General features: G+C 71.5%; 14 protein-coding genes. 1 reads left to right on the forward strand and 13 read right to left on the reverse strand.

The features are described from left to right. Window positions 1–31: 31 nt before the first annotated feature. The 5 genes from CLV71_RS23955 to CLV71_RS23975 form a co-directional block, all read right to left on the reverse strand. Window positions 32–2761 carry an AbfB domain-containing protein gene (locus CLV71_RS23955; RefSeq protein ID WP_133905101.1) on the reverse strand — a complete coding sequence of 910 codons (2730 nt, stop codon included), beginning with the start codon at window positions 2759–2761 and terminating at the stop codon, window positions 32–34. Between the two features lie 23 nt (window positions 2762–2784). After that, a complete protein-coding gene (locus CLV71_RS23960) occupies window positions 2785–4587 on the reverse strand; it encodes a glycoside hydrolase family 76 protein (protein ID WP_208297723.1) in 1803 nt (600 codons plus the stop codon). Beyond that, window positions 4584–7367, reverse strand: a complete 2784-nt coding sequence (locus CLV71_RS23965; protein ID WP_133905102.1) for an RICIN domain-containing protein — start codon at window positions 7365–7367, stop codon at window positions 4584–4586. The genes CLV71_RS23960 and CLV71_RS23965 overlap by 4 nt, the downstream gene beginning before the upstream one ends. 40 nt (window positions 7368–7407) lie before the next feature. Continuing rightward, a complete protein-coding gene (locus CLV71_RS23970; protein ID WP_133905103.1) occupies window positions 7408–8391 on the reverse strand; it encodes a LacI family DNA-binding transcriptional regulator in 984 nt (327 codons plus the stop codon). A 74-nt stretch (window positions 8392–8465) separates the two neighbouring features. Further along, window positions 8466–9659 carry a cytochrome P450 family protein gene (locus CLV71_RS23975; RefSeq protein ID WP_243866674.1) on the reverse strand — a complete coding sequence of 398 codons (1194 nt, stop codon included), beginning with the start codon at window positions 9657–9659 and terminating at the stop codon, window positions 8466–8468. A 166-nt stretch (window positions 9660–9825) separates the two neighbouring features. Here CLV71_RS23975 and CLV71_RS23980 point away from each other — a divergent pair, with 166 nt between their 5' ends. Then, the gene (locus CLV71_RS23980; protein ID WP_133905105.1) at window positions 9826–10851 is read left to right on the forward strand and encodes a chromosome segregation protein; all 1026 of its coding nucleotides are present in this window, start codon (window positions 9826–9828) and stop codon (window positions 10849–10851) included. A gap of 30 nt (window positions 10852–10881) precedes the next feature. Here the strand turns inward: CLV71_RS23980 and CLV71_RS23985 are convergent, their stop codons facing one another. From CLV71_RS23985 to CLV71_RS24020, 8 genes are read right to left on the reverse strand one after another with little or no spacing between them, the layout of a single operon-like run. Then, window positions 10882–11865, reverse strand: coding sequence for a hypothetical protein (locus tag CLV71_RS23985; RefSeq protein WP_133905106.1), 984 nt, complete (start codon window positions 11863–11865; stop codon window positions 10882–10884). Beyond that, window positions 11865–12080: a hypothetical protein gene (locus CLV71_RS23990; RefSeq protein WP_133905107.1), complete on the reverse strand. Its 216-nt coding sequence runs from the start codon at window positions 12078–12080 to the stop codon at window positions 11865–11867. The genes CLV71_RS23985 and CLV71_RS23990 overlap by 1 nt, the downstream gene beginning before the upstream one ends. 31 nt (window positions 12081–12111) lie before the next feature. Then, window positions 12112–12918: an HpcH/HpaI aldolase/citrate lyase family protein gene (locus CLV71_RS23995; RefSeq protein ID WP_133905108.1), complete on the reverse strand. Its 807-nt coding sequence runs from the start codon at window positions 12916–12918 to the stop codon at window positions 12112–12114. Next, on the reverse strand, window positions 12915–14093 hold the full coding sequence (locus tag CLV71_RS24000) for a CaiB/BaiF CoA transferase family protein (protein ID WP_133905109.1): 1179 nt from the start codon (window positions 14091–14093) through the stop codon (window positions 12915–12917). Before CLV71_RS24000 ends, CLV71_RS23995 begins: the two co-directional genes overlap by 4 nt. Before the next feature lie 43 nt (window positions 14094–14136). Then, window positions 14137–16074, reverse strand: a complete 1938-nt coding sequence (locus CLV71_RS24005; RefSeq protein WP_243866675.1) for an SUMF1/EgtB/PvdO family nonheme iron enzyme — start codon at window positions 16072–16074, stop codon at window positions 14137–14139. Window positions 16075–16117: 43 nt separating this feature from the next. Continuing rightward, complete coding sequence (locus CLV71_RS24010; protein ID WP_133905111.1) at window positions 16118–16969, reverse strand: ribokinase; 852 nt, start codon at window positions 16967–16969, stop codon at window positions 16118–16120. Next, window positions 16966–18324, reverse strand: coding sequence for an ADP-ribosylglycohydrolase family protein (locus CLV71_RS24015; RefSeq protein ID WP_133905112.1), 1359 nt, complete (start codon window positions 18322–18324; stop codon window positions 16966–16968). Before CLV71_RS24015 ends, CLV71_RS24010 begins: the two co-directional genes overlap by 4 nt. Then, window positions 18321–19463, reverse strand: a complete 1143-nt coding sequence (locus tag CLV71_RS24020; RefSeq protein ID WP_133905113.1) for an ADP-ribosylglycohydrolase family protein — start codon at window positions 19461–19463, stop codon at window positions 18321–18323. Before CLV71_RS24020 ends, CLV71_RS24015 begins: the two co-directional genes overlap by 4 nt. Window positions 19464–19505 lie beyond the last annotated feature (42 nt).

Here is a 19505-nt window from a genome sequence, read left to right on the forward strand (position 1 = left end):
CCGCCACTGGCGGCCGCCGCGGTCTATTCGGTTAGCCCAGGGGGGTTGCCACCGTCCAGCTCGTGTCCTCCGCGTACGAGGAGGGGTTGTCGTAGGGGTGGGTGCCGCTGTTCGAGGCCACCCACACCTCCTCCGCGTAGTGCCGGACGTTCGTGCCCAGCTCGTTGACCGACGCCAGCCGTACGCCGCCCGTGCCCGGTTGGGCGCAGAACGTCGCGTCCTTGCGGTACAGGTCCGTGTTCTCGTTCGCCGCCAGTCTCAGGCGGTACGCGGCGTGGCGTAGGTAGCTGCCCGGGTAGTTGCGGGACTCCAGCGAGTAGCAGCTCGGGTCCGCCAGGCCCGGCCTCACGACGAACGTCGCGTCCTGTTTGGACACCGTGTCGCTCGACGTGGTCAGCACGTCCGTCCTTGCCAGGCTGTCGCGGTGGCGCAGGTAGCGGTCCGTGAAACCCGGTGTGGTCACCCGGAACGACACCGCCTGGTTCGTCGGCAGCGACGCCGCGCTTCGCCACAGTGGGATCGTCGCCGCCCACGTCGTGTCCTGTGTGAACGACGTCGCCGTGTCCCACGGGTTCGGGCCGCCTGATCTCGCCAGGTACACCGTCTCGTTGAAGTGGCGGACGAACGCGCCCGGGTTGTTGTACGACTCCAACGCCGTCGCGCCCCAACCGGCACGGGGGCAGAACGTGGCGTCCGCCGCGAAGCCTGCCGAGCCGTCGTTGGGGTCGCTGCGGATGAGCCAGTTGGCGTTGCGCAGGAACCGTCCCGGGAAGTTCCGCGACTCGAACGACACGCACGACGCGCTCGCCAGGCCCTGACGCACCCAGAACGTCGCGTCCTGCTTCGTCACCTCCGTGCCGTTGTCCGGGTCCGTCCTCGCCGTCCCGTTCTGGTGGCGTAGGTAGCGGTTCGTGTAGCCCGGCGACGTCACTCGCAGCGAAACCAGTTCGTTGCGTGGCAACCCCGTGCCCGACGCCGCCGCCAGTACGCTCTGGTTCACCGCCAGGACCCGCGACGCCGTCATCTTCAGCACCCTGCGGTCGTAGGTGTAGAAGCCGTTGACCTCGTTCTCCACGTCGTACGGTTCCGTGTACACCGACGCCGACAGGCCGCGCGTCTGCACGAACCGGCCCACCTCCGACGTGATGTTCACGTACCTCGTCGTCAGCGAGTTCTCGTCGGGATACAGGTCTCCGTAGGCGAAACCCGCGCCTGGCTGCCACTCGCTGCCGGTCACTCGCCTGCCAAGGCCGCCGTACTCGCCCAGCACGGCGATGTGCGTCGCGTCCGGGGTTCTCGTGCCGCTCGACATCTGGTAGGCGTGGTCGTCGATCACGTCACCGTTGGTGGGGCTGGGATCCGACACGCAGCAGTTCGAGCCCGAGTTGTGGTTGATCAGCCGTGTCGGGTCCATTCCCCGCACCAGGTCCACGATCCGCGCGTTGTCGTACTCGCCCCAGCCCTCGTTGAACGGGACCCACTGCACGATCGACGTGGTTCCCTTGAGCTGGTTGACGATCCGCGACAGCTCCGACTCGTAGTTCGTGTGGCTCGCCGCCGACGTGTCGTCCACCGCGTCCAGCGCAGGCATGTCCTGCCACACCATCAGGCCCAGCCGGTCCGCCCAGTAGAACCAGCGTGCCGGCTCCACCTTGATGTGCTTGCGGACCATGTTGAAGCCCAACGCCTTCTGGCGCTCCAGGTCGAACCGCAGCGCCTCGTCCGTCGGCGCCGTGTAGATGCCGTCCGGCCAGAAACCCTGGTCCAGTGTGCCCAGCTGGAACACGAACTTCCCGTTCAGCAGCGGGCGCATCACGCCGCCGACTACCGCCTTGCCCAGCGACCGCATGCCGAAGTACCCGGTCACCGTGTCCGTGCCCATGGTCACGCGCAGGTCGTACAGGAACGGGTCGCTCGGCGACCACAGCCTCGCGTTCGGCACCGGCACCCGCAGGTGCGCGCCGGACGTGCCCGTCGCCGCGCCGACCACGGTCCCGCCGGTCAGCACCTCCGCGCGGACCTGCTGTCCCGCGGTGCCCTGCACGACCAGGTCGAGCACGCCCGCCGGGACGTCCGGGGTCGTGTCGAGCCTGGTGATGTGGTTGGCGGCCACCGGTTCCAGCCACACCGTCTGCCAGATGCCCGACGAGGCCGTGTACCAGATGCCGCTCGGGTTGCGGCGCTGTTTGCCGATCGGGAAACGGTTGCCGTCGATCGGCGAGTACGCGCCGACGATGATCTCGTTGCTGCCGGCGCGAAGCGCGTTCGTGATGTCGAACGAGAACGCGTCGTAGCCGCCGGTGTGCGTGCCGACCTGGGTGCCGTTCACCCACACCCTGGTCTCCCAGGTGACCGCGCCGAAGTTCAGCTGGACGCGCCGACCGTTCCACGTGGACGGCACGGTGAACGTCCTGCGGTAGAACATGTTGTCCTCGTGCCGCTGGATGCCCGACAGGCCCGACTCGATCGGGTAGGGCACCAGCACGCCCTCGGGCAGCGTCTGCCCGACCGGCGGGGTGTTGATGTTGGCCGCGCCGGTGAACTCCCACACGCCGTTGAGGTTCTGCCAGTCCGTGCGGACCAGCTGCGGGCGCGGGTAGTCGGGCAGGGCGTTGGTGGGGGAGACCTGGCCCGTCCACGGGGTCGTGAGCGGGGGTGCCTTCGGCTGCCACGTCGCCGCCTCCGCGGCGGGCGTGATCGCCAGCACCGCGGTGGTCGCGACGAGGAAACCCGTTGCGGCACCGAGTATCCGTCTGAACATGGCTTTCTCCTGGTGCAGGGGGTTTACGCGGCGACGAGCGCGCCTAGGCCGCTCGCCTGTGTTCGCCAGTCGACCTGGTTGGGGCTGCCACCCACCCAGCGCTGGCCGATCCGGTTGAGGTTGTCGCGGTCGCGGGACCAGATCGAGTCCGCCTGGGTGCGGGCGAACGCCTGGTACGCCGTGGATCCGGTCACCGAGGCCAGGTCGGCCAGGTACCGGCTGAAGATCCCCTTGAACTGCTTCTGGTTGTCGTCACACGAGTTCGAGCCGGTGTCGCACGACTCGGTCAGCACGCCGTTCTGGGTGAGGCCCGTCAGTGCCGCGTCGGCGAGCCTGCGTGCGGTGGTGAGCAGCGTGGTGTCGCCGGTCGCGCGCCACGCCTCGACCAGGCCGCCGATTCCCAGGCCCTGGTTGTAGGTCCACACGGTCTGGCCGTTGTTGCGGCAGTCGCGGGTGATGCCGTCGTTGACCAGGCCCGCCGAGTTGATCATCCCGGAGCCGGCGTACCAGGTCGCGGCCGTGCGGGTGCGTTGCAACCACACGGTGTCGCCCGGGGTGCGGTTGTGCACCGACGCGGACAGGCGCAGGTACAGCCCGGCCGTGACCGCGTTCTTGTAGGTACGTTCCCGGTCCCACCACACGCCGCCGCCGCACGTGCCGGTGTCCCAGTACTGTTGCACGTAGTTCGCGATCGTGGTGGCCATGGCGAGGTAGCGCTGGTCCCGGGTGCGGTCGTAGGCGGCGATCCACGCCAGGCCCCACCACGCGCTGTCGTCGATGGCACGGCTGACGAAGTTCCCCTCGATGGCGTCACTGCTCCGCACGCCCGCGGCGAAGACGCCCTTGTTCTGGTCGAAGGTGCGTGCTGTGACCCAGTCGTAGGCGGGGTCGCCGTGGTCGATCAGCGTGGTGAGCGTGGCCGCCGTGTTCCACCAGCTGCTGGGCCACCACCCGGGATACGGGTCGTAGGAGTACATGAGCGCGTCCGCCGCGGCGCCGTCCCGTGTCGGCGCCGGACGCGCCCAGGAGGTGCAGCTGCCGCTCTGGCCCGTCACCGCACGGCCGCAGGCGCGGACTACGCCGCCGTAGTGCCGCCCGCGCGGGTCGCGGGTGGCGAACATCGTGGTACGCGTGGACGTCTGGCCCGCGGCCGTCGACACCCGGCCCAGCGACGAGCCGTCCGGCCAGGTGGCACCGGCGTCCCACGAGCGGTCCAGCCAGATCTCGTCGCCCTGCGTGCCTGCCTCGACGCTGCCCCACGCCATGCCGTTCTGGTCGACGTGCAGCCGGATCACCCGGCCGGACAACGACACCGAGGGCACCGGCTGGAGATCGCCGTTGGCCTGTCCCGCGTCCGTGCGGTCACATCGGACGTCGCAGACCGTCGGGTACACCCAGTCCGTGCAGGCCACCCCGGCGGCGTCCCCGCACGCGCGGAGCACACCCCGTTCGTGGTTGCGCGGGTCGGAGATGTTGTACATGAGCGTTCGGGTGCCCGTCCACGTCGAGGGAACGCTCGCCTTGCCGAGCAGACCCTCCCACGTGCGGCCGCCGTCCCACGACCGGTCGAGCCACACCGAGTCGCCAGGCACGCCGTTGTCGATGCTGCCCCACGCCATGCCGTCCACATCGGACACGTGCAGCACGAGCCGCCGCCCGTTGAGGTTCCGCTCGGGCACGGGGAAGATCTCCTGGCCGGTGCGCGACGGGTCGAGCGTGTCGCAGGACAGGAAGCAGACGGTCGCGTCGACGCCCACGTCCGCGGTGGCCGCCGGGACCCCGAACACGCCGGCCACGAGCACGAGGACGATCAGCAGGGCTTTCACAGCAGCCGCCACACGTGGTCGGCGGTGCCGTTGTCCGCGAACTGGACGACCTGCGCGGAGTCGGCGTAGGACATCACGTCGACGCCGAGCATCTTGCCCGAGTTCGCGTTCTGCAGCCGCCACAGCCCGTCCCAGTCGGCACGCAGCCGCCACAGGTGGTCGCGGGTGCCGGTGCCGCCGAACTGCACGACGACCGCCGAGTCGGCCGTCGACATCTGGTCGACGCCGAGGACCTTCCCGGAGTTCGCGTTGCGGATGCGGAAGTACCCGTCCGCGTCGGGCAGGAAGCGCCACAGGTGGTCGGCCGTGCCGTTGTCGGCGAACTGCACGACCCGCGCCGAGTCCGCGGTCGATGCCCCGGCGACCGCCAACACCTTGGTGGAGTTGAGGTTCTGGATCCGCACGTCGCCGTCCGGGATGATCCGCCACAGGTGGTCGGCGGTCCCGTTGTCGTCGAACTGCACCACGTGTGCCGAGTTCGCGGTCGACATCTGGTCGACGCCGAGCACCTTGCCCGCGTGCCGGTTGCGCAGCCGGAACCAGCCGTCGCCGTTGTCGAGCAGCTCCCACACGTGGTCGGTCGTGCCGTTGTCGGTGAACTGCACGGCGTGCGCGGAGTTCGCGGTCGACACGCCGTCGATGCCGAGGACCTTGCCGGACAGCCCGCTGAGTACCTTCACCCGCCCGTTGCCGAGGTCGACGAGGCGCCACAGGTGGTCGGCGGTGCCGTTGTCGTCGAACTGGACCACGTGCGCGGCGTCGGCCGTGGACTGCTGCTCGACGGCGAGGACCTTGCCGCTGTTCTTGTTCTGGAGGCGGCAGGCCGGGCCCGGCGTGCCCCACGTCCTGGTGCCGCCGGTGCGCGGGAAGGTCGCGATCCGCAGCCGCGCGGCACCCATGGGCACGAGCGCCACCCGCTCCACCGGCGTGTTCGTCGACACCTGGCCGCCCTGGAGCGTCCCGACCACGTTCTCGCTGTCCGTGGTCCAGTCGGGGATCCGCTGCGCCGACACGGTGAGCCGCACCGGCGCGTTGTCCGGGGTGAACGGGTCGTCGACGTTGCCGCCCGTCGACACGGCCGGCGCCGGAGTGGTGGTCAGACCGTAGTTCCAGGCCGTGCCGGACGTGACCTCCCACTCCGGCCACGCGTCGGTGCCCGCATAGCGCCGCCACTGCTCGTCGAACCGCAGCGCGAACGTCAGCGCGCCGTGCGAGACCGACACCGCGCCGCTCGACCACTGCCTGGTGCGCGGGGTCATCGGTAGCGTCAACACGACGACGTCGCCGCCGCGCCACGTCCGGTTGACCGTCGCGAACCGCGGGCCGCCCGAGATCGCCACCGCGCCGCCGTTGACCGTGAGCGCCGGGTTCGCACACCAGCCCGGCACGCGCAGCGCCAGCGGGAACGTGGCCGGCGTCGCCATGGTGAACGTCAACGAGATGGTGTCGGCGAACGGGTAGCTCGTCCTCTCGGTGATCGTCACCCGTGTCCCGACGACGGTCGTGGTGAGCGTGCACGGCCCGTAGAGCGCCGCCGCGAGACCGCCGTCCGGGGTGCCGAGCCACATCTCCTCGACGAAGTACGGCCAGCCCTGCCCGTAGTTGTGCGGGCAGCAGCGGTAGTCCCGGATGCCCGGCTTGTAGGCCTGCATGGCGAAGCCGTTCTGGAACTGCCGGTGGGTCTTCGCCGCGTTGTCGAGGCGTACGACGTTCGCGCTCGTCACGTAGTGCGTGACCCGGCCTGCCGGGTCGAGTGCGGCGGGCAGCGAGTTGAACGCCAGGTCCTCGGTCCGATCCGCCCACACGGAGTCGCCGGTGAGCCGGGTGAGCAGCTCGTGGGAGGCCATGAACTCCACCACGCCGCAGGTCTCGAACCCCTGGCGGGGATCACCGAAACCGGGGCGCGCGTTCTCGTCGCCGGCGAACCCGCCGCCGGGGAACTGGCCGTAGGTCGCCATGATCGTGTCGTAGTTGCGGTAGGTCGCGTCGCGGTGCGTCGTGTCGCCGGAGAGCTGCCAGTACTGGGCCGGCTCGCGGAAGCCCTGCGCGATGTTCACGTTGTGCGGGCTCGCGATGCCGCCGGTCCAGTTCGCCGACAGCCGGTGGATGCGGTGGGCGAGGTCGAGCAGCGCCGGGTCGTTCGTGCGCCCGTACAGCCAGACGATCACGTCGAGCGTGTCGCCCCAGCGGGTGTGGCCCCAACCGTCGACGAACACGGCGTCCGGCTGCGCTGCCGTGAACTGGAAGAACCTGCCGAGCACGTTCACCACGCGGGCGTCGTCGTGGTACTCGGCCCACGACCGCAGCGCGTGCAGCATCGGCATGTGCGGCCACAGGTCGGCGTGGCCGCGTTCGGCGGTGCGCAGCCGGGTGGGCCCGAAGAAGCCGTCGGACGCTGACGTCGCCAGCACCGCGTCGACCCAGCATTCGGTGGTCGCGAGAACGGTGGCGTCCCCGGTCACGTAGCCGAGGTCGCCGTACCCGCGCAGCCAGTACGGCAGCTCCTCCCAGCCGTCGAGGTCCGGGTGGACCCAGCCGGTCTGGTCGAACCGCAGGTAGTCGGACACCTCGGCGTAGCGGCCGCCCAGACCGTGGAGCTGCTTGTCGAGCTGTGTGGCGAGCCAGCCCTGTGGGCGGACGGCGCCGGGTGGGAGGCGGCGGAAGGCTGCGGGCCGGAGCGCGGCCCGGTCGGTGGCCGCTGCCGCCGGGGTCGATGGCAGGAGGGCGGCGCCGGTGGCCAGCGCGCCGCCGATGAGGAACGTACGTCTTTGTACCGTCATGGCTGCTCCAGGTGCAGGGGGTTCCTGGCGCGTGATTCGGTTATGGGGTGGTGCTCTCCCTGACCGCCAGGGCGAACGGGATCCGCACGTCCTGGGGCGGGAAGTCGGTGTCGCCCGCGGCCCGGCGACGCACGAGGTCGACCGCGGCGCGGGCGAGCGCGGCCTTGTCCGGCGCGATGGTCGTGAGCGAGGGAACGCTGTAGGTGCTGTGTTCGGTGTTGTCGAAGCCGACGACGGCGAGGTCGTCCGGGACTCGGCGACCCAGGTCGACGGCCGCGCGGATGGCGCCGAGCGCGAGCATGTCGTTGAAGCAGAACACCGCGTCCGGCGGTTCGGCGAGCGCCAGCAGCTCCGTCATCGCCGCCGCACCGTCGCGGTGGTGGTAACGCAGTGCGGACGCGACGATCTCCGGCAGCCCCGCCTCCCGCAGCGCCTGCCGGTAGCCGGCCAGGCGCTGGGTGGCGGTGCCGCGCGTCGGGTGCTGACCGATGACCGCGACGCGGGCGCGGCCCAGCTCGACCAGGTGCCGGGTCGCGGTGTAGGCGGCGGTGACGTTGTCGATGCCGACGTGGTCGAGCGGCAGGGCGAGCGGGTGCTCGCCGAGCAGCACCACCGGCACGTCGGGCATCGCGACGTCGGCGGTCTCCACGGCCTGCGGGCTCACGATCGCGCCGTCGACCATGTGGGGGCCGAGTGCCGCGATGGTCTCCCGTTCGCGGCCGCGGTCACCCTGGGTCTGCTCGATGAGCACGTTCCAGTCGTGCTCGGCGGCGGCGTCGATCACGCCGCCCGCCAGCTCGCCGAAGTAGGGGATGGACAGTTCCGGCACCACGAGCGCGATGAAGCCGGTGCGGCCGCGGCGCAGGTTGCGGGCACCGATGTTGGGCCGGTAGCCGGTCGCGGTGAGAGCGTCCTCGACGCGGCGGCGGTTCTCCGGCTTCACGAACGCGTACCCGTTGACCACGTTCGACACGGTCTTCACCGACACTCCGGCGAGCACCGCGACGTCCCTCAGGGTGGCCATACCATGCTTTTTACAACGTTGTGCCAACGATGTAAATGCCGCCGTTCGGCGTAGCGGAGGCGGGTAGTGCCTGGTCAGCGCAGTCGGACGGGGAGTGCCCTCAGCTTGTTGAAGAGCAGCGAAGGCTCGCGTTCGAGGCTGCCTGGCTCGCGCGCCAGCACGAGGTCCGGGAAGCGTTCGGTCAGTGCCTGGAGTGCGATCCGTCCCTCGAGACGGGCCAGCGGGGCGCCGACACAGTGGTGGATGCCGTGGCCGAAGGCGAGGTGGGCACCGTCCGCACGGGACAGGTCCAGCTCGTCCGGCTTCGTGAAGCGGGCGGGGTCGCGGTTGGCCGCCAACAGGGACACGATCACGACCGTCTCGGCAGGCACGGTCGTGCCCGCGATCTCCACCGGTTCCGCCGTGGTGACCGGGATCGGCACCTGTGCCGGGCTGTCGAACCGCAGCAGCTCCTCGACGGCGGCAGGCCACCTGGCGGGGTCGGCACGCACGTAGGCGAGCTGGTCAGGGTGGGTCAGCAGGGCCAGTGCGCCGTTGGAGACCAGGCTGACCGTGGTGTCGGTGCCCGCGACGAACAGCAGCTGCACCATCGAGGTCAGCTCGTCCTCGGTGAGCCGGTCCTCGCCGTCGCGGGCCTCGATGAGCGCGGTGAGCAGGTCGTCGGCCGGGGTCCGCCGCTTCTCCTCGACGAGGTCCCTCGTGAACGCCAGCATGCGGCGCGCGGCGGTCGCGTACGCGTCGAACGTGTCGACGCCGCCCTTGAGGAGCGGGGCGACCCAGGTGCGGACGTCGGTGCGTGCCTCCGGCGGGATGCCGAGCAGGTCGCAGATCACCGTCATCGGCACGGGATAGGCGTAGGACGCCAGCAGGTCCGCCTCGCCGGTCTCGGCGAGTTCCTTCGCGACATCGTCCAGGAGGGACGCGGTGAGAGTCTCGATCTTCGGCGTGAGACGCTCCACCTGGCGGCGGGTGAAGGCCATCGACACGAGCCTGCGCAGGCGGGTGTGGGTCGGCGGGTCGGCCGTGAGCATGTGGTGGTTGAGCCCCGCGGAGGTCTCCGGTTCCAGCTCGGCGACGAACGGCGCGTTGTCCGGACCGCCCTTGACCAGCCGTGGGTCGGCGAGCGCGGCCCTCGCCTCGGCGTAGCCGGTGATCACCCACGCGGGCACGGAGGTCGGCAGCACGAGGTGGTGCAGAGGGCCGGTGCGTGCGAGCTCCGCGAGTGCGTCGTGTCGGGCACCGTCGGGCACCGCCGCGAATGGATCCATGGTATTCATCCTGCCATTGATCGAGTCGTGATCGACATTGACCGCGCGGGGCCTTTACTGCCTGCGGTGATGACTGGTAAAGGTGGAGTCGGTAGGTGTACCGCCGCTCACTGTCCACAAAGGACAAATGCAAGAATTGTTCTGTGGCGAAAGGAAGTGATGGCCGGTGAGTGAGGTCCAGGAACTGGTGCCGCTCCGCACCGACTTCGATGTCGTCGTGCGTGGCTACCGTCGAGGTCAGGTGCGTCGCTACGTGCGGGCGGTCGAGGAGGAGCTGCGGCTGCTGGCCGCGGACCGCGACGCCAACGCGGCACTCGCGGAGTCCCTCTCCGCCGAGGTCGAGCACTTACGTGCGCAGAACGCACGCCTTACCAGGCAGCTCGAGGAGATGTCGAACAAGCCCGTGACGCCGGACTCCGTGCCGCCCCGCCTGCGGCGCATGGTGGAGATCGCCAAGGAGGAGGCCGCGGAGATCACGGGGAGGGCACAGGCTGCCGCCGAGCACAGCTGGGCCGCCGCCGAGGAGGCCGCGGCGCGGTTGCGTGCCAGGTACGCCGACGCGTTGAGCGAGGTGGAACGAGCCCGTCGCGAGATGGAGATCGAGCACCGGACTCTCCTGCGCCAGGCTCGGGCGGACGCGTCGGTGATGGCGACCGAGGCGGAGCGGATCCGCGACGAGCTGGACGAGAAGGCCGCCAGGCGAAGGGAACAGGTCCAGTCGGACTTCCAGCTCGCCATGGTCCGTCGTCGGGCGGAGGCGATGAAGGAGTTGGCCGCGCGGAAGTCGGCCGCGGAGCAGGAGGCCACCCGGCTGGTGGACACCGCCGCCGCCGAGGCGTCGCGGTTGGTGGGAGACGCCACGTCGGAGGCCGACCGATTGGTCGGGGACGCCAGCGAGGAGGCTTCACGGCTGGTGGAGGAGGGCACCTCCGAGGCGTCGCGGCGCGTCGACGAGGCGACCGAGGACGCGCAGCGGCGGATCGACGAGGCGACCGAGGACGCCGCCGCGCGCGTGTCCGCCGCGGAGGCGGAGGTCGGGCGGCTGCGGGAACTGCGGGGGCGGATGGCCACTCAGCTGCGCGGGGCGCGGGAGGCGCTCGCCGGAGTCGGACCTCTGTTGGAGACGTCCTCAGGGGACAAGAAGAAAACGCCTATTCCCGGCCCCCGGGTTTCCGACAAGGCTCCGGTCTGACCTTTTCGTGCCGGGCCGGCCGCGAAATCGTTACCTGAGGTTGGTCCGGCGTTCTGTTTCCACCGTAATCCTGCGGCGCAGGTCGGCGTCCATCAGAGCCGCTATCGGGGCCATGCGCCGCCAGAGACCGTGCTTTTCCACTGCTCTTACCAGCTGGCCCAGAGTGTGGGGTTCCGACAACGCGGGCAGCGTCAGCACTCTCCTCTGGGCGTTCTCGCCCATTGCCGACACCGCGAGCAGCAGTTCCCGCACGGCGCCGTCCTCCACCGCGGTGCGCAGCAACGCGGTCAGGTGTTCGTCCTCGGCCTGCACCACGAACTCGGCGAGCCGACCCCGGAGCGCCTCGTCGGTCAGCCGACCCATGAGGGACAGGCCCGCCGACCTCAGCTCCCTCGGACCCGTGAGCGCGTCGCGCACGATGCGGTGCAGGCGTTCTTCGGGGAGCAACGCCACCGCCCGCGTGAGGTGGTCGTCCGACTCGGCGTAGAAACCTATGCGCAGCAAGGCCTCTGTCGGGGCGGTGGCCGAGACCTCGCGGACGATCGGCAGCGTCGCGGTGTCCAGGAGACGGCCGAGGGTGATGAAGTCCCCCCGTTCGATCAGTGCCGCCACCACCGCCAGGACTCGTGCCTGCTCGATCCGGTGGATCAGCGGGCCGGCGCTGCGGGGGTCCAGGTGCACGCACGCCTCGGTCAGGTACTCGACCGGCATGCGGTTGGCCAGTTCCGCCGCCTTCTCCGGCGGCATCACGCTCGCGATGCGCGCGGAGAGCATCGGCGAGAAGGCGCGTAGTGCTATCCGGACGTTCACACCGGTCGGCAGTACGCGCGTGATCATCGCGACCCGTTCGAACGCGGCGCGGTGTTCGTCGTAGAGGGCGGCCACCGCGTGCTCGCGGACCAACCGGATGGTCGCGGGCGGGAGCGCCGCGGCGAACTCGACCTCCTCCGGCGTGGTGCCCAGGACCCGGGCCAGCTTCACCAGCTCGACTCGTGTGGCAAGGTCGGATGCCATCAGCGCCCCAGGATTCTGCTGACGGTGACCCGCAGCACCGGCGGCATCTGCCGCAGCGCCTCGTCCGACGCCGACCGCAGAGCCGAGGCCTGACGCTTTCGCGCCGACACCAGCGCGTCGGCCAGCTCGCCCAGCGACTCCTCCGACAAGCCCTCCACCGCGCGCACGTCGCCCCCCAGCCACTGCGTCAAGACCTCGCGTACCTCACCGCGCATACGGGCACTTTGTCATGGGCGGCGTGGACAATCACGTGCGGTGTGCAATTTTCGGCGCCGAGCGGGAAAGAACGGCACGCGCCCGGCCCAGCATCGCCGGGTCCACCATCTCGCCAGACGGCAGGGTCGTCACGCCCTTCGCGCCCGCTGCCAGCACTTCCTCGGCCCAGCGGCGTTCCTCGTCGGACGGCCGGAACACCTCCGCGATCACCGGGAGCTGGCTCGGGTGGACGGCCACGCGGCCGACCCAGCCCAGCGCGCGACCCCGTTCCGTGTCGGCACGCAGCCCCGCCAGGTCCCTGATGGCCGGGTACGCGGACAGCATCGGAGCGGGGAGACCCGCCGCCCTCGCCGCGTACAGCAGCCGGACCCTGGCGTGGTCGAGGACGGCGTCCGTGCGTGTGCCCAGCTCGCTCGCCAGGTCCGACTCGCCGAGCCCCAGCTGTGTCACCGCCGGGTGCGACGCCAGCCGGGTCGCGTTCTCGACGCCGTACGCGCTCTCCACCAGCGCGGTCACCGGCACGCCCGGCAACGCGGTCGCCACGCGGTCGATGTCGGCAGTGGACTCGACCTTCGGCAGCCGCACCTCGTAACCGGTCAGACCACTCAGTGCGGCAAGGTCTTCCGCGTCGTTCGCGTTGACCCGGACCTGCAGCACGGCGTCGACGTCGGCCTTCGCCAGCCAGGCGACGACCGCTTCCCTGGCGAACGCCTTGCGGTCCGGCGCCACCGCGTCCTCGAGGTCGAGGATCACCAGGTCCGCGCCCGTCGCGACCGCCTTGTCGAAGCGTTCCGGGCGGTCGCCCGGCACGTAGAGGCCCGTGATGAGCACGTTCACACGATCCCGCTCTCCCGCAGCGCCGCCAGCTGCTCGGGTGTCACGCCGACCTTCGCCAGGACCTCGTCGGTGTCGGCGCCGTGGGGACGGCCGGTCCAGCGGATCCGACCGGGTGTGGCCGACAGGCGGAACAGGACGTTCTGCATCCTCAGCTCGCCCAGCTCCGGGTCGTCGACGGCCTGGACCGTGCCCAGCGCCGCGTACTGCGGGTCCGACAGCACCCCGCGCACGTCGTGCACGCGGCCGACCGCGGCGTGGGCCCGCTCGAACTCCGCGACCACCTCGTCGGCGGGACGGGCCGCGATCCACGCCGAGACCGCCGCGTCCAGCTCGTCCGCGTGCTGTGCCCGCTCGTGCCCGGACGCGAACCACGGCTCGTCGACCACGTCCGGCCTGCCGACGAGGCGCATCACGCGTTCCGCGATCGACTGCGAGCTGGTCGAGACGGCGAGCCACGTCCCGTCGCTCGTCCGGTACACGTTGCGGGGCGCGTTGTTCACCGACCGGTTGCCCGTCCTCGGCTGCACGGCGCCCAGCTGGTCGTAGGCGGTGATCTGGCCGCCGAGCAGCATCAGGATCGGCTCGATGATCGCGGTGTCGATCACCTGGCCGACGCCCGCGCGCAGACCGACCATGACCGCGTAGGCCGTGGCCAGCGCGGCGATGCCGTCGGCGAGGCCGAAGGGTGGCAGCGTCGGCGGCCCGTCCGGCTCACCGGTGAGGGCCGCGAAACCGCTCATGGCCTCGGCGATCGTGCCGAAGCCGGGGCGGGTGGCGTACGGGCCGACCTGGCCGAACGCCGTGACCCGCGCGATCACCAGCCCCGGGTTGGCCGCGTGCAGCTCGGCGGGCCCGAGACCCCAGCGCTCGAGTGTGCCCGGGCGGAAGTTCTCGATCAGCACGTCGGCGTCCTCGGCGAGCGCCAGCAGGAGCTCCGCGCCCGCCTGCTCGCCGAGGTCGATCGTGACCGTGCGCTTGTTGCGCCCAAGCGTCTTCCACCACAGGTTGACCCCGTCCTTCGCCGGCCCGTGTGCGCGGGCGGCGTCCGGTTTGCGGGGGTGCTCGACCTTGATCACGTCCGCGCCGAAGTCGCCGAGGAAGGTCGCGGCGAGCGGGCCCGCGAACAGCGTGGACACGTCCAGCACGCGGATCCCGGCGAGTGGCGGTTCGGTCACTAGTGCACCCTCTTCCGTGCGGGCCCTCCGAGGGGGCTTGTGGTCATCGGCCCTCCCAGGCGAGGCGGAACCCGATCGACGGCGAACGGTCGACCCCGAGCCCCGGCAGCAGGAACTTCAGGCTGAACGACGGCTCGCGGGGGCCACCGTCGACGTACCAGTCCGAGCCCTCGCCGCGGTGGTCGCTGCCGCCCTTGAGCATCACGAACCGGGTCACGCCGTCGGTGTGCTCGCTCTCGGTCCAGTTCCAGACCAGGGGAGTGGCGCGCCGGAACCCGGGCTGCCCGGCCGCGACCTGCCATTCGAACTCGGTCGGCAGCCGGGCACCCGCCCACGCGGCATAGGCGCGGGCGTCGTCGAGGCTCACCATCGTGGCCGGGCCGTCGCCCTCCGGTGCCACCCAGCGGTTCTCGCAGGACGGGCGGTAGCCGGTGGCGGCCACGAACGCCGCGAACTCGGCGGCCGTCACCTCGTGGGCCGCGACCTCGACGTCGGCGAGGGTGAGCGTCAACACCTCGGACCTGGGGTCGTGCAGGCGTGGCGGCAACGGCTTCCACTCCTCGACGTACGGCGCGCCCTGATAGGTGCCCGTCTCGCGGCGCCGGTAGGTCATCGTCAGCTCGCGCGGGCCGCCGTCGACGTGGACAGTCGCGACCGTGGGCCTGCCGGTGGCCGGGCTGGGGTGGACGCGCCGCGCGGTGCGTGCGGGGAAGGTCGTGCTCGTGGCGCCGCGGTCCTCGGCGGCTGCCGCGAGCAGTCCGGCGAGCCAGTCGGGTTCGGTGCCCCGCACCGCGAGGACGGCGGCAACTCCGCGTGCGGGCACCGTGATCCGGTCGGCGCCGAGGCCGAGCCTGCGCCCGTCGGTGAGGTCGAACCACTGCGCGTGCGCGTTCACCGCGGTCAGCGCGGGCCCGGCGAAGTCCGTCTCGCCGCGGTTGACCAGCGTCCACAGTGTCAGCTCCGGCCCGGCGAACCGCGACGCGTACACGCCTGCCTCGACGGCGTCCGAGGCCGTGTCCGCGAGCGGGGTCCACTCGCCGGAGGTGAGCAGCGGGGTGAGCGCCCGCTGCACGCGCAGCATCCGGCGCAGCGTGGCCTTGTCGCGTTCGTGCCAGCCGACCCACACGCCGAACACCGCGTCCCACACGAGCATGCCGGTGCCGTTCATGAACGCGGACTGCAGCTCGGCGCTGTGGTCGCGGTTCCAGCGGCGCGTCGCGTGGGTCATGTGGCGGCGCTCGAACCACCGCGCCCGCTGCACCCCGGGTGCCGCGCTGTCGGCGAACCACTGCGCCCAGCTCAGCTGGTGGTCCTCGACGCGGGCGTTCGGCAGCCGCGACTCGCCCTCCAGGACCTGCGGCGGCTCGTTGGTGAGCAGCGCGGTGACCAGGCGCGAGTCGGCCTCCTTCATGGTGTCGAGGAACATCCCGTCGGTGCCCAGCTCGGTCGCGAGCAGCGCAAGCTCGGTCGCGTCGTCGTGCGCGGCGCGTCGGGTGCCGGTGTCCCACGGGTTGTAGTCGAGGAAGACCCGGATGCCCCGGGACCGGAACTCGGCGACCACGTCCCGCAGGCCGGGGACGTCGCGGTAGAAGTCGAACTGGTTGCGGTCGTCGATGCCGATGACCGGGTAGGCGTGCCACAGGACGACACCGTCGAACCCGCCGTGGTCCCGTGTCCGGTCGAGGAAGCCCGCGACGTCGAACCGCTGTCCGGCCCGGTCGAACAGCCGCTCGTCCCACAGCCAGACGAGCGCGACGCTGTGGCAGGACGCGGTCCACGCCGTTTCAGGTCGGTCGTATTGTTTCCCGTCGTACGCGAGGCGCTCGTGGGCCTCGGCACGCCACCGGGTCAGTGCCCCCCGCCACGCCGGCCAGTCCGCCGGGTCCTGTGGGGCGGCGAAGATCTTGGCGACGTCGCCGACCTCCGGGTCGAGCGGGCCGTCGAGGGGGAGCGTGGTCGGCCGGTCGATCGGGCGCGGCACCAGGGGGTCGAACCGGTTGGTGGCGGCCTCGTCCGGGTCTGCCTCAGCGGTGGAAATCGTCGATCTCCTCCCTGGTCGGGATGGCGGGGACCGCGCCTGCGCGGCCCACCGAGACGGCGGCGGCGGTCGTGGCGAACCGGACCGAGGGTTCGAGCGCGGCGCCCTCGTCGAGCCGCGCGACGAGCGCGCCGCAGAAGGTGTCGCCCGCCCCGGTGGTGTCGACGACCTGGACCGGGATGCCGGGGACCTCGGTGCGGGTGTCCCCGGTGTGGATGACCGCGCCCTGCGCGCCGAGCGTGACGACCAGCCGGGGGACGACGTCGAGGAGTGCCTCGGCGCCGCCGAGTTGGGCGGCCTCGTGCTCGTTGACGATCAGCAGGTCGACGGACTCGAGGAGGTCGCGGGGGAGTGGCCGGGCTGGGGCGGCGTTGAGGACGACCGTGCCGGTGGCCGCCTTCGCCGCCTCGGTGACCGTGGCGAGGGGGATCTCCAGCTGCAGAAGGACGACATCCGCCTCGGCGACGGCGGTCCGTTCGGCGTCGGTCAGGTCCGTGAGGGTGGCGTTGGCGCCCGCGTTGACCACGATCGCGTTCTCGCCGCCCGCCGCCACCGTGATGAGCGCGGTGCCCGTCGGCTCGGTCGACGTGCGGACGAGAGGGCGCACCCCGCTGTCGGTGAGGCTCGTCAGGAGGCGCCTGCCGTTGTCGTCGTCGCCGAAGGAGCCGAGGAACGTCGTGTGGGCGTTCGCGCGGGCGGCGGCGGTGGCCTGGTTGTTGCCCTTGCCGCCCGCGTGCGTGGCGAACCCGGTGGAGAGCACGGTCTCGCCGGGTGCTGGGATCCGCTCGACCCGGCTGACCAGGTCGACGTTGCCGCTCCCCACGACGAGAACGCTCACAGTGCTCTCGTCGCCAACGCGGCGGTGCGGGTGGCGAGCGTGTCGAAGCCGACGCCGTCGAAACCCGGGATGCTCGTGGCGAGCCGGTTGCGCAGCGGGTCGACCCACTGGGCGGGCAGGGCCTTCGCGCCCGTGAGCGCGCCGGCCAGCGAACCGGCGGTCGCACCGGTGGAGTCGGTGTCCCAGCCGCCCGTGACGGCCGTCGTGATGGTGGTGGCGTAGTGCCCGGCACCACGGGTGAGCGCGAACGCGAGGACCGCCGCGTTGTTGAGCACGTGCACCCAGTGCAGGTCGCCGTAGTCGGCGTGGATCGCGTCGAGTGCGTCCTCGGTGGACCGAGCACTGTCCCCGAGCCCCGTCCCGCGCCGCACGGCCGTCGCGAAGCGGGACTGCGGCGGCACCACCGACAGCCCGGCCTCGACGACCGCCGCCACGTCCGTGCCGACCACGGCCGCCGAGCAGGCCGCGGCGGCGAACATCGCGCCGTACAGGCCGTTGCGGCCGTGGGTGAGCCGGGCGTCGGTCCACGCGAGCCGCGCCGCGGCCACCGGGTCGCCGGGGTGGGTCCAGCCGTAGACGTCCGCGCGGATCTGCGCGCCGATCCAGTCCCGGAACGGGTTGCCGACCGCGCCCGCCACGTCGGGCTCGTAGCCGTCGAGGAGGTTGCGGTAGGCGATCCGCTCGGCCGTGAACACCCGCCCACCCGGCAGGTTCGAAAGCCAGGACTGTGCCACGTCCTCGGTGGTGAACGCGTCGCCGTGCCGTTCCAGCAGGTCGAGGGCGATGAGCGGGAAGTTGAGGTCGTCGTCCTCCGGCATCCCGTCGATGTTCTCGTGAAGGCTCGTCGGGCGGCTGCGGCGGTTCCACGGGTACTGCGCGGCGAGCGCGGGGTCCAGGCCGATCTCCGTGAAATAGGTGGAGATCGGCCAGTTGCCCGTGTCCTTCGCGATGGCCCGGATGCCCTCGCGGGGGATCTTCTCGACCGGTTTGCCGAGCAGGCAGCCCGCCGCACGTCCCAGCCACGCGCCGTGGAGCCGGTCCTCGTCGACGACCCCGGGCAGCGACGGGACCGGCCCGGCCAGCGCCAGGATCGCGGCCAGGTCGTCGGGCTCGGCCGCCAGCAGTTCGGGGGGCGGCTCGCGGTCGTCCACACGGGACAGTATCTCCCGGCCGAACGCCCGCAGCACGGCCGGAGCCGCCGTCGGGGTGGCGCCGGTGACCGGTGGCACGAGCGAACCGCCCGCCGCCACCCACTCCCGCGCCAGGTCGTCGACCTCGATGCCGTCCAGGTGAGCCGCCCGGAGTGCGTGCGGCACCAGGTCCTCCGGCTGGGTCCACGTGAGACGAAGGCTCATGCCGCCTCGTCCAGCGACCCGAACAGCGTGGCCCGCGCGGCGAACCGCTCCTGGTCCTTCGCCCAGACGTCCTTCGCCACCGACGCCATCGTCGGGCCCGTCGCCGTGATGTCCATCCTGCTGGCCTCGCTGATCGCGGTGACCCACTCGTCCGGCACGACCGCCCGGCCGCCGAGCGCGCCGGCGATCGAGCCACCCATGACCGCGATCGAGTCCGAGTCGCGGCCGTAGTTCACCGCGCCGAGCACCGTCTCCCGGTAGTCGCCCCCGGCCACCACGAGCATGCCCAGCGCGACCGGCAGCTCCTCGATCGACTTGGTACGACTGGGAATCCGCGCGTCACGGGCGGGCGCCCGGTAGTTCGGGCCGACCGTGTCGAACGGCTCCACCGCCGCCCGGATCGCCCGCAGCGACGTGCGCCAGTCGTCCAGGCCCGACGCGGCCGCGGTCACCGCCTCGATCGCGTCGCGGGTGCCGTCCTTCGCCAGCGCCAGCGCGACCTCCACCACCGACGACACCGACGCGCCCGGCCGCATCGCCTCCGCGACACACGCCGCGTAGACCCCGGCCGCCTCCCGGCCGTAGCTGGACTGGTGCGCGCCCGCGACGTCGACGGCCTCCGCGTACGCCCCCCTCGGCGAGCCGGCGTTCGCGATCCCGACGGGTGCCGCGTACATGGCCGCACCACAGTTGACGATGTTCCCGACGCCTGCCTCACGCGGGTCCACGTGCCCGTAGTGCAGGCGCGCGACCAGCCACTTCTCGGCCAGGAAGATCCGCTGGAGCAGGATCGTCTCGGTCTCCAGCTCCGGGATCCACCGGCGCTCACCGATCAGCAGGGGTACCAGGTGGTCGGCGACCGCGTACGCGTCGAGGTGGTCGCGCACCCGGTCGTAGACCTCGACGAGTGCCCTCGTCATCAACGTGTCGTCGGTGACGTGCCCGTCGCCCTTGTGGTACGGCGCGATCGGGCGGGCATGCCGCCAGTCCGGCAGGAACGGCGGCACGATCCCCTCGATGAACCCGTCGTACCGCTCGCGGATGGCTTCGGGGGTGTTGCCCTCCGCGGCGCCGCCCAGCGCGTCGGCCACCGCGGCACCGGCCAACGCCCCCGTCGCCCTGTCCTCGAGCAGATCCATGGAAACACTCCCCTTTGTGAACGTGCGTGGCGCCGGTGGCCG

It is taken from the genome of Actinophytocola oryzae, from assembly GCF_004364325.1.
Lineage (GTDB): Bacteria > Actinomycetota > Actinomycetes > Mycobacteriales > Pseudonocardiaceae > Actinophytocola > Actinophytocola oryzae.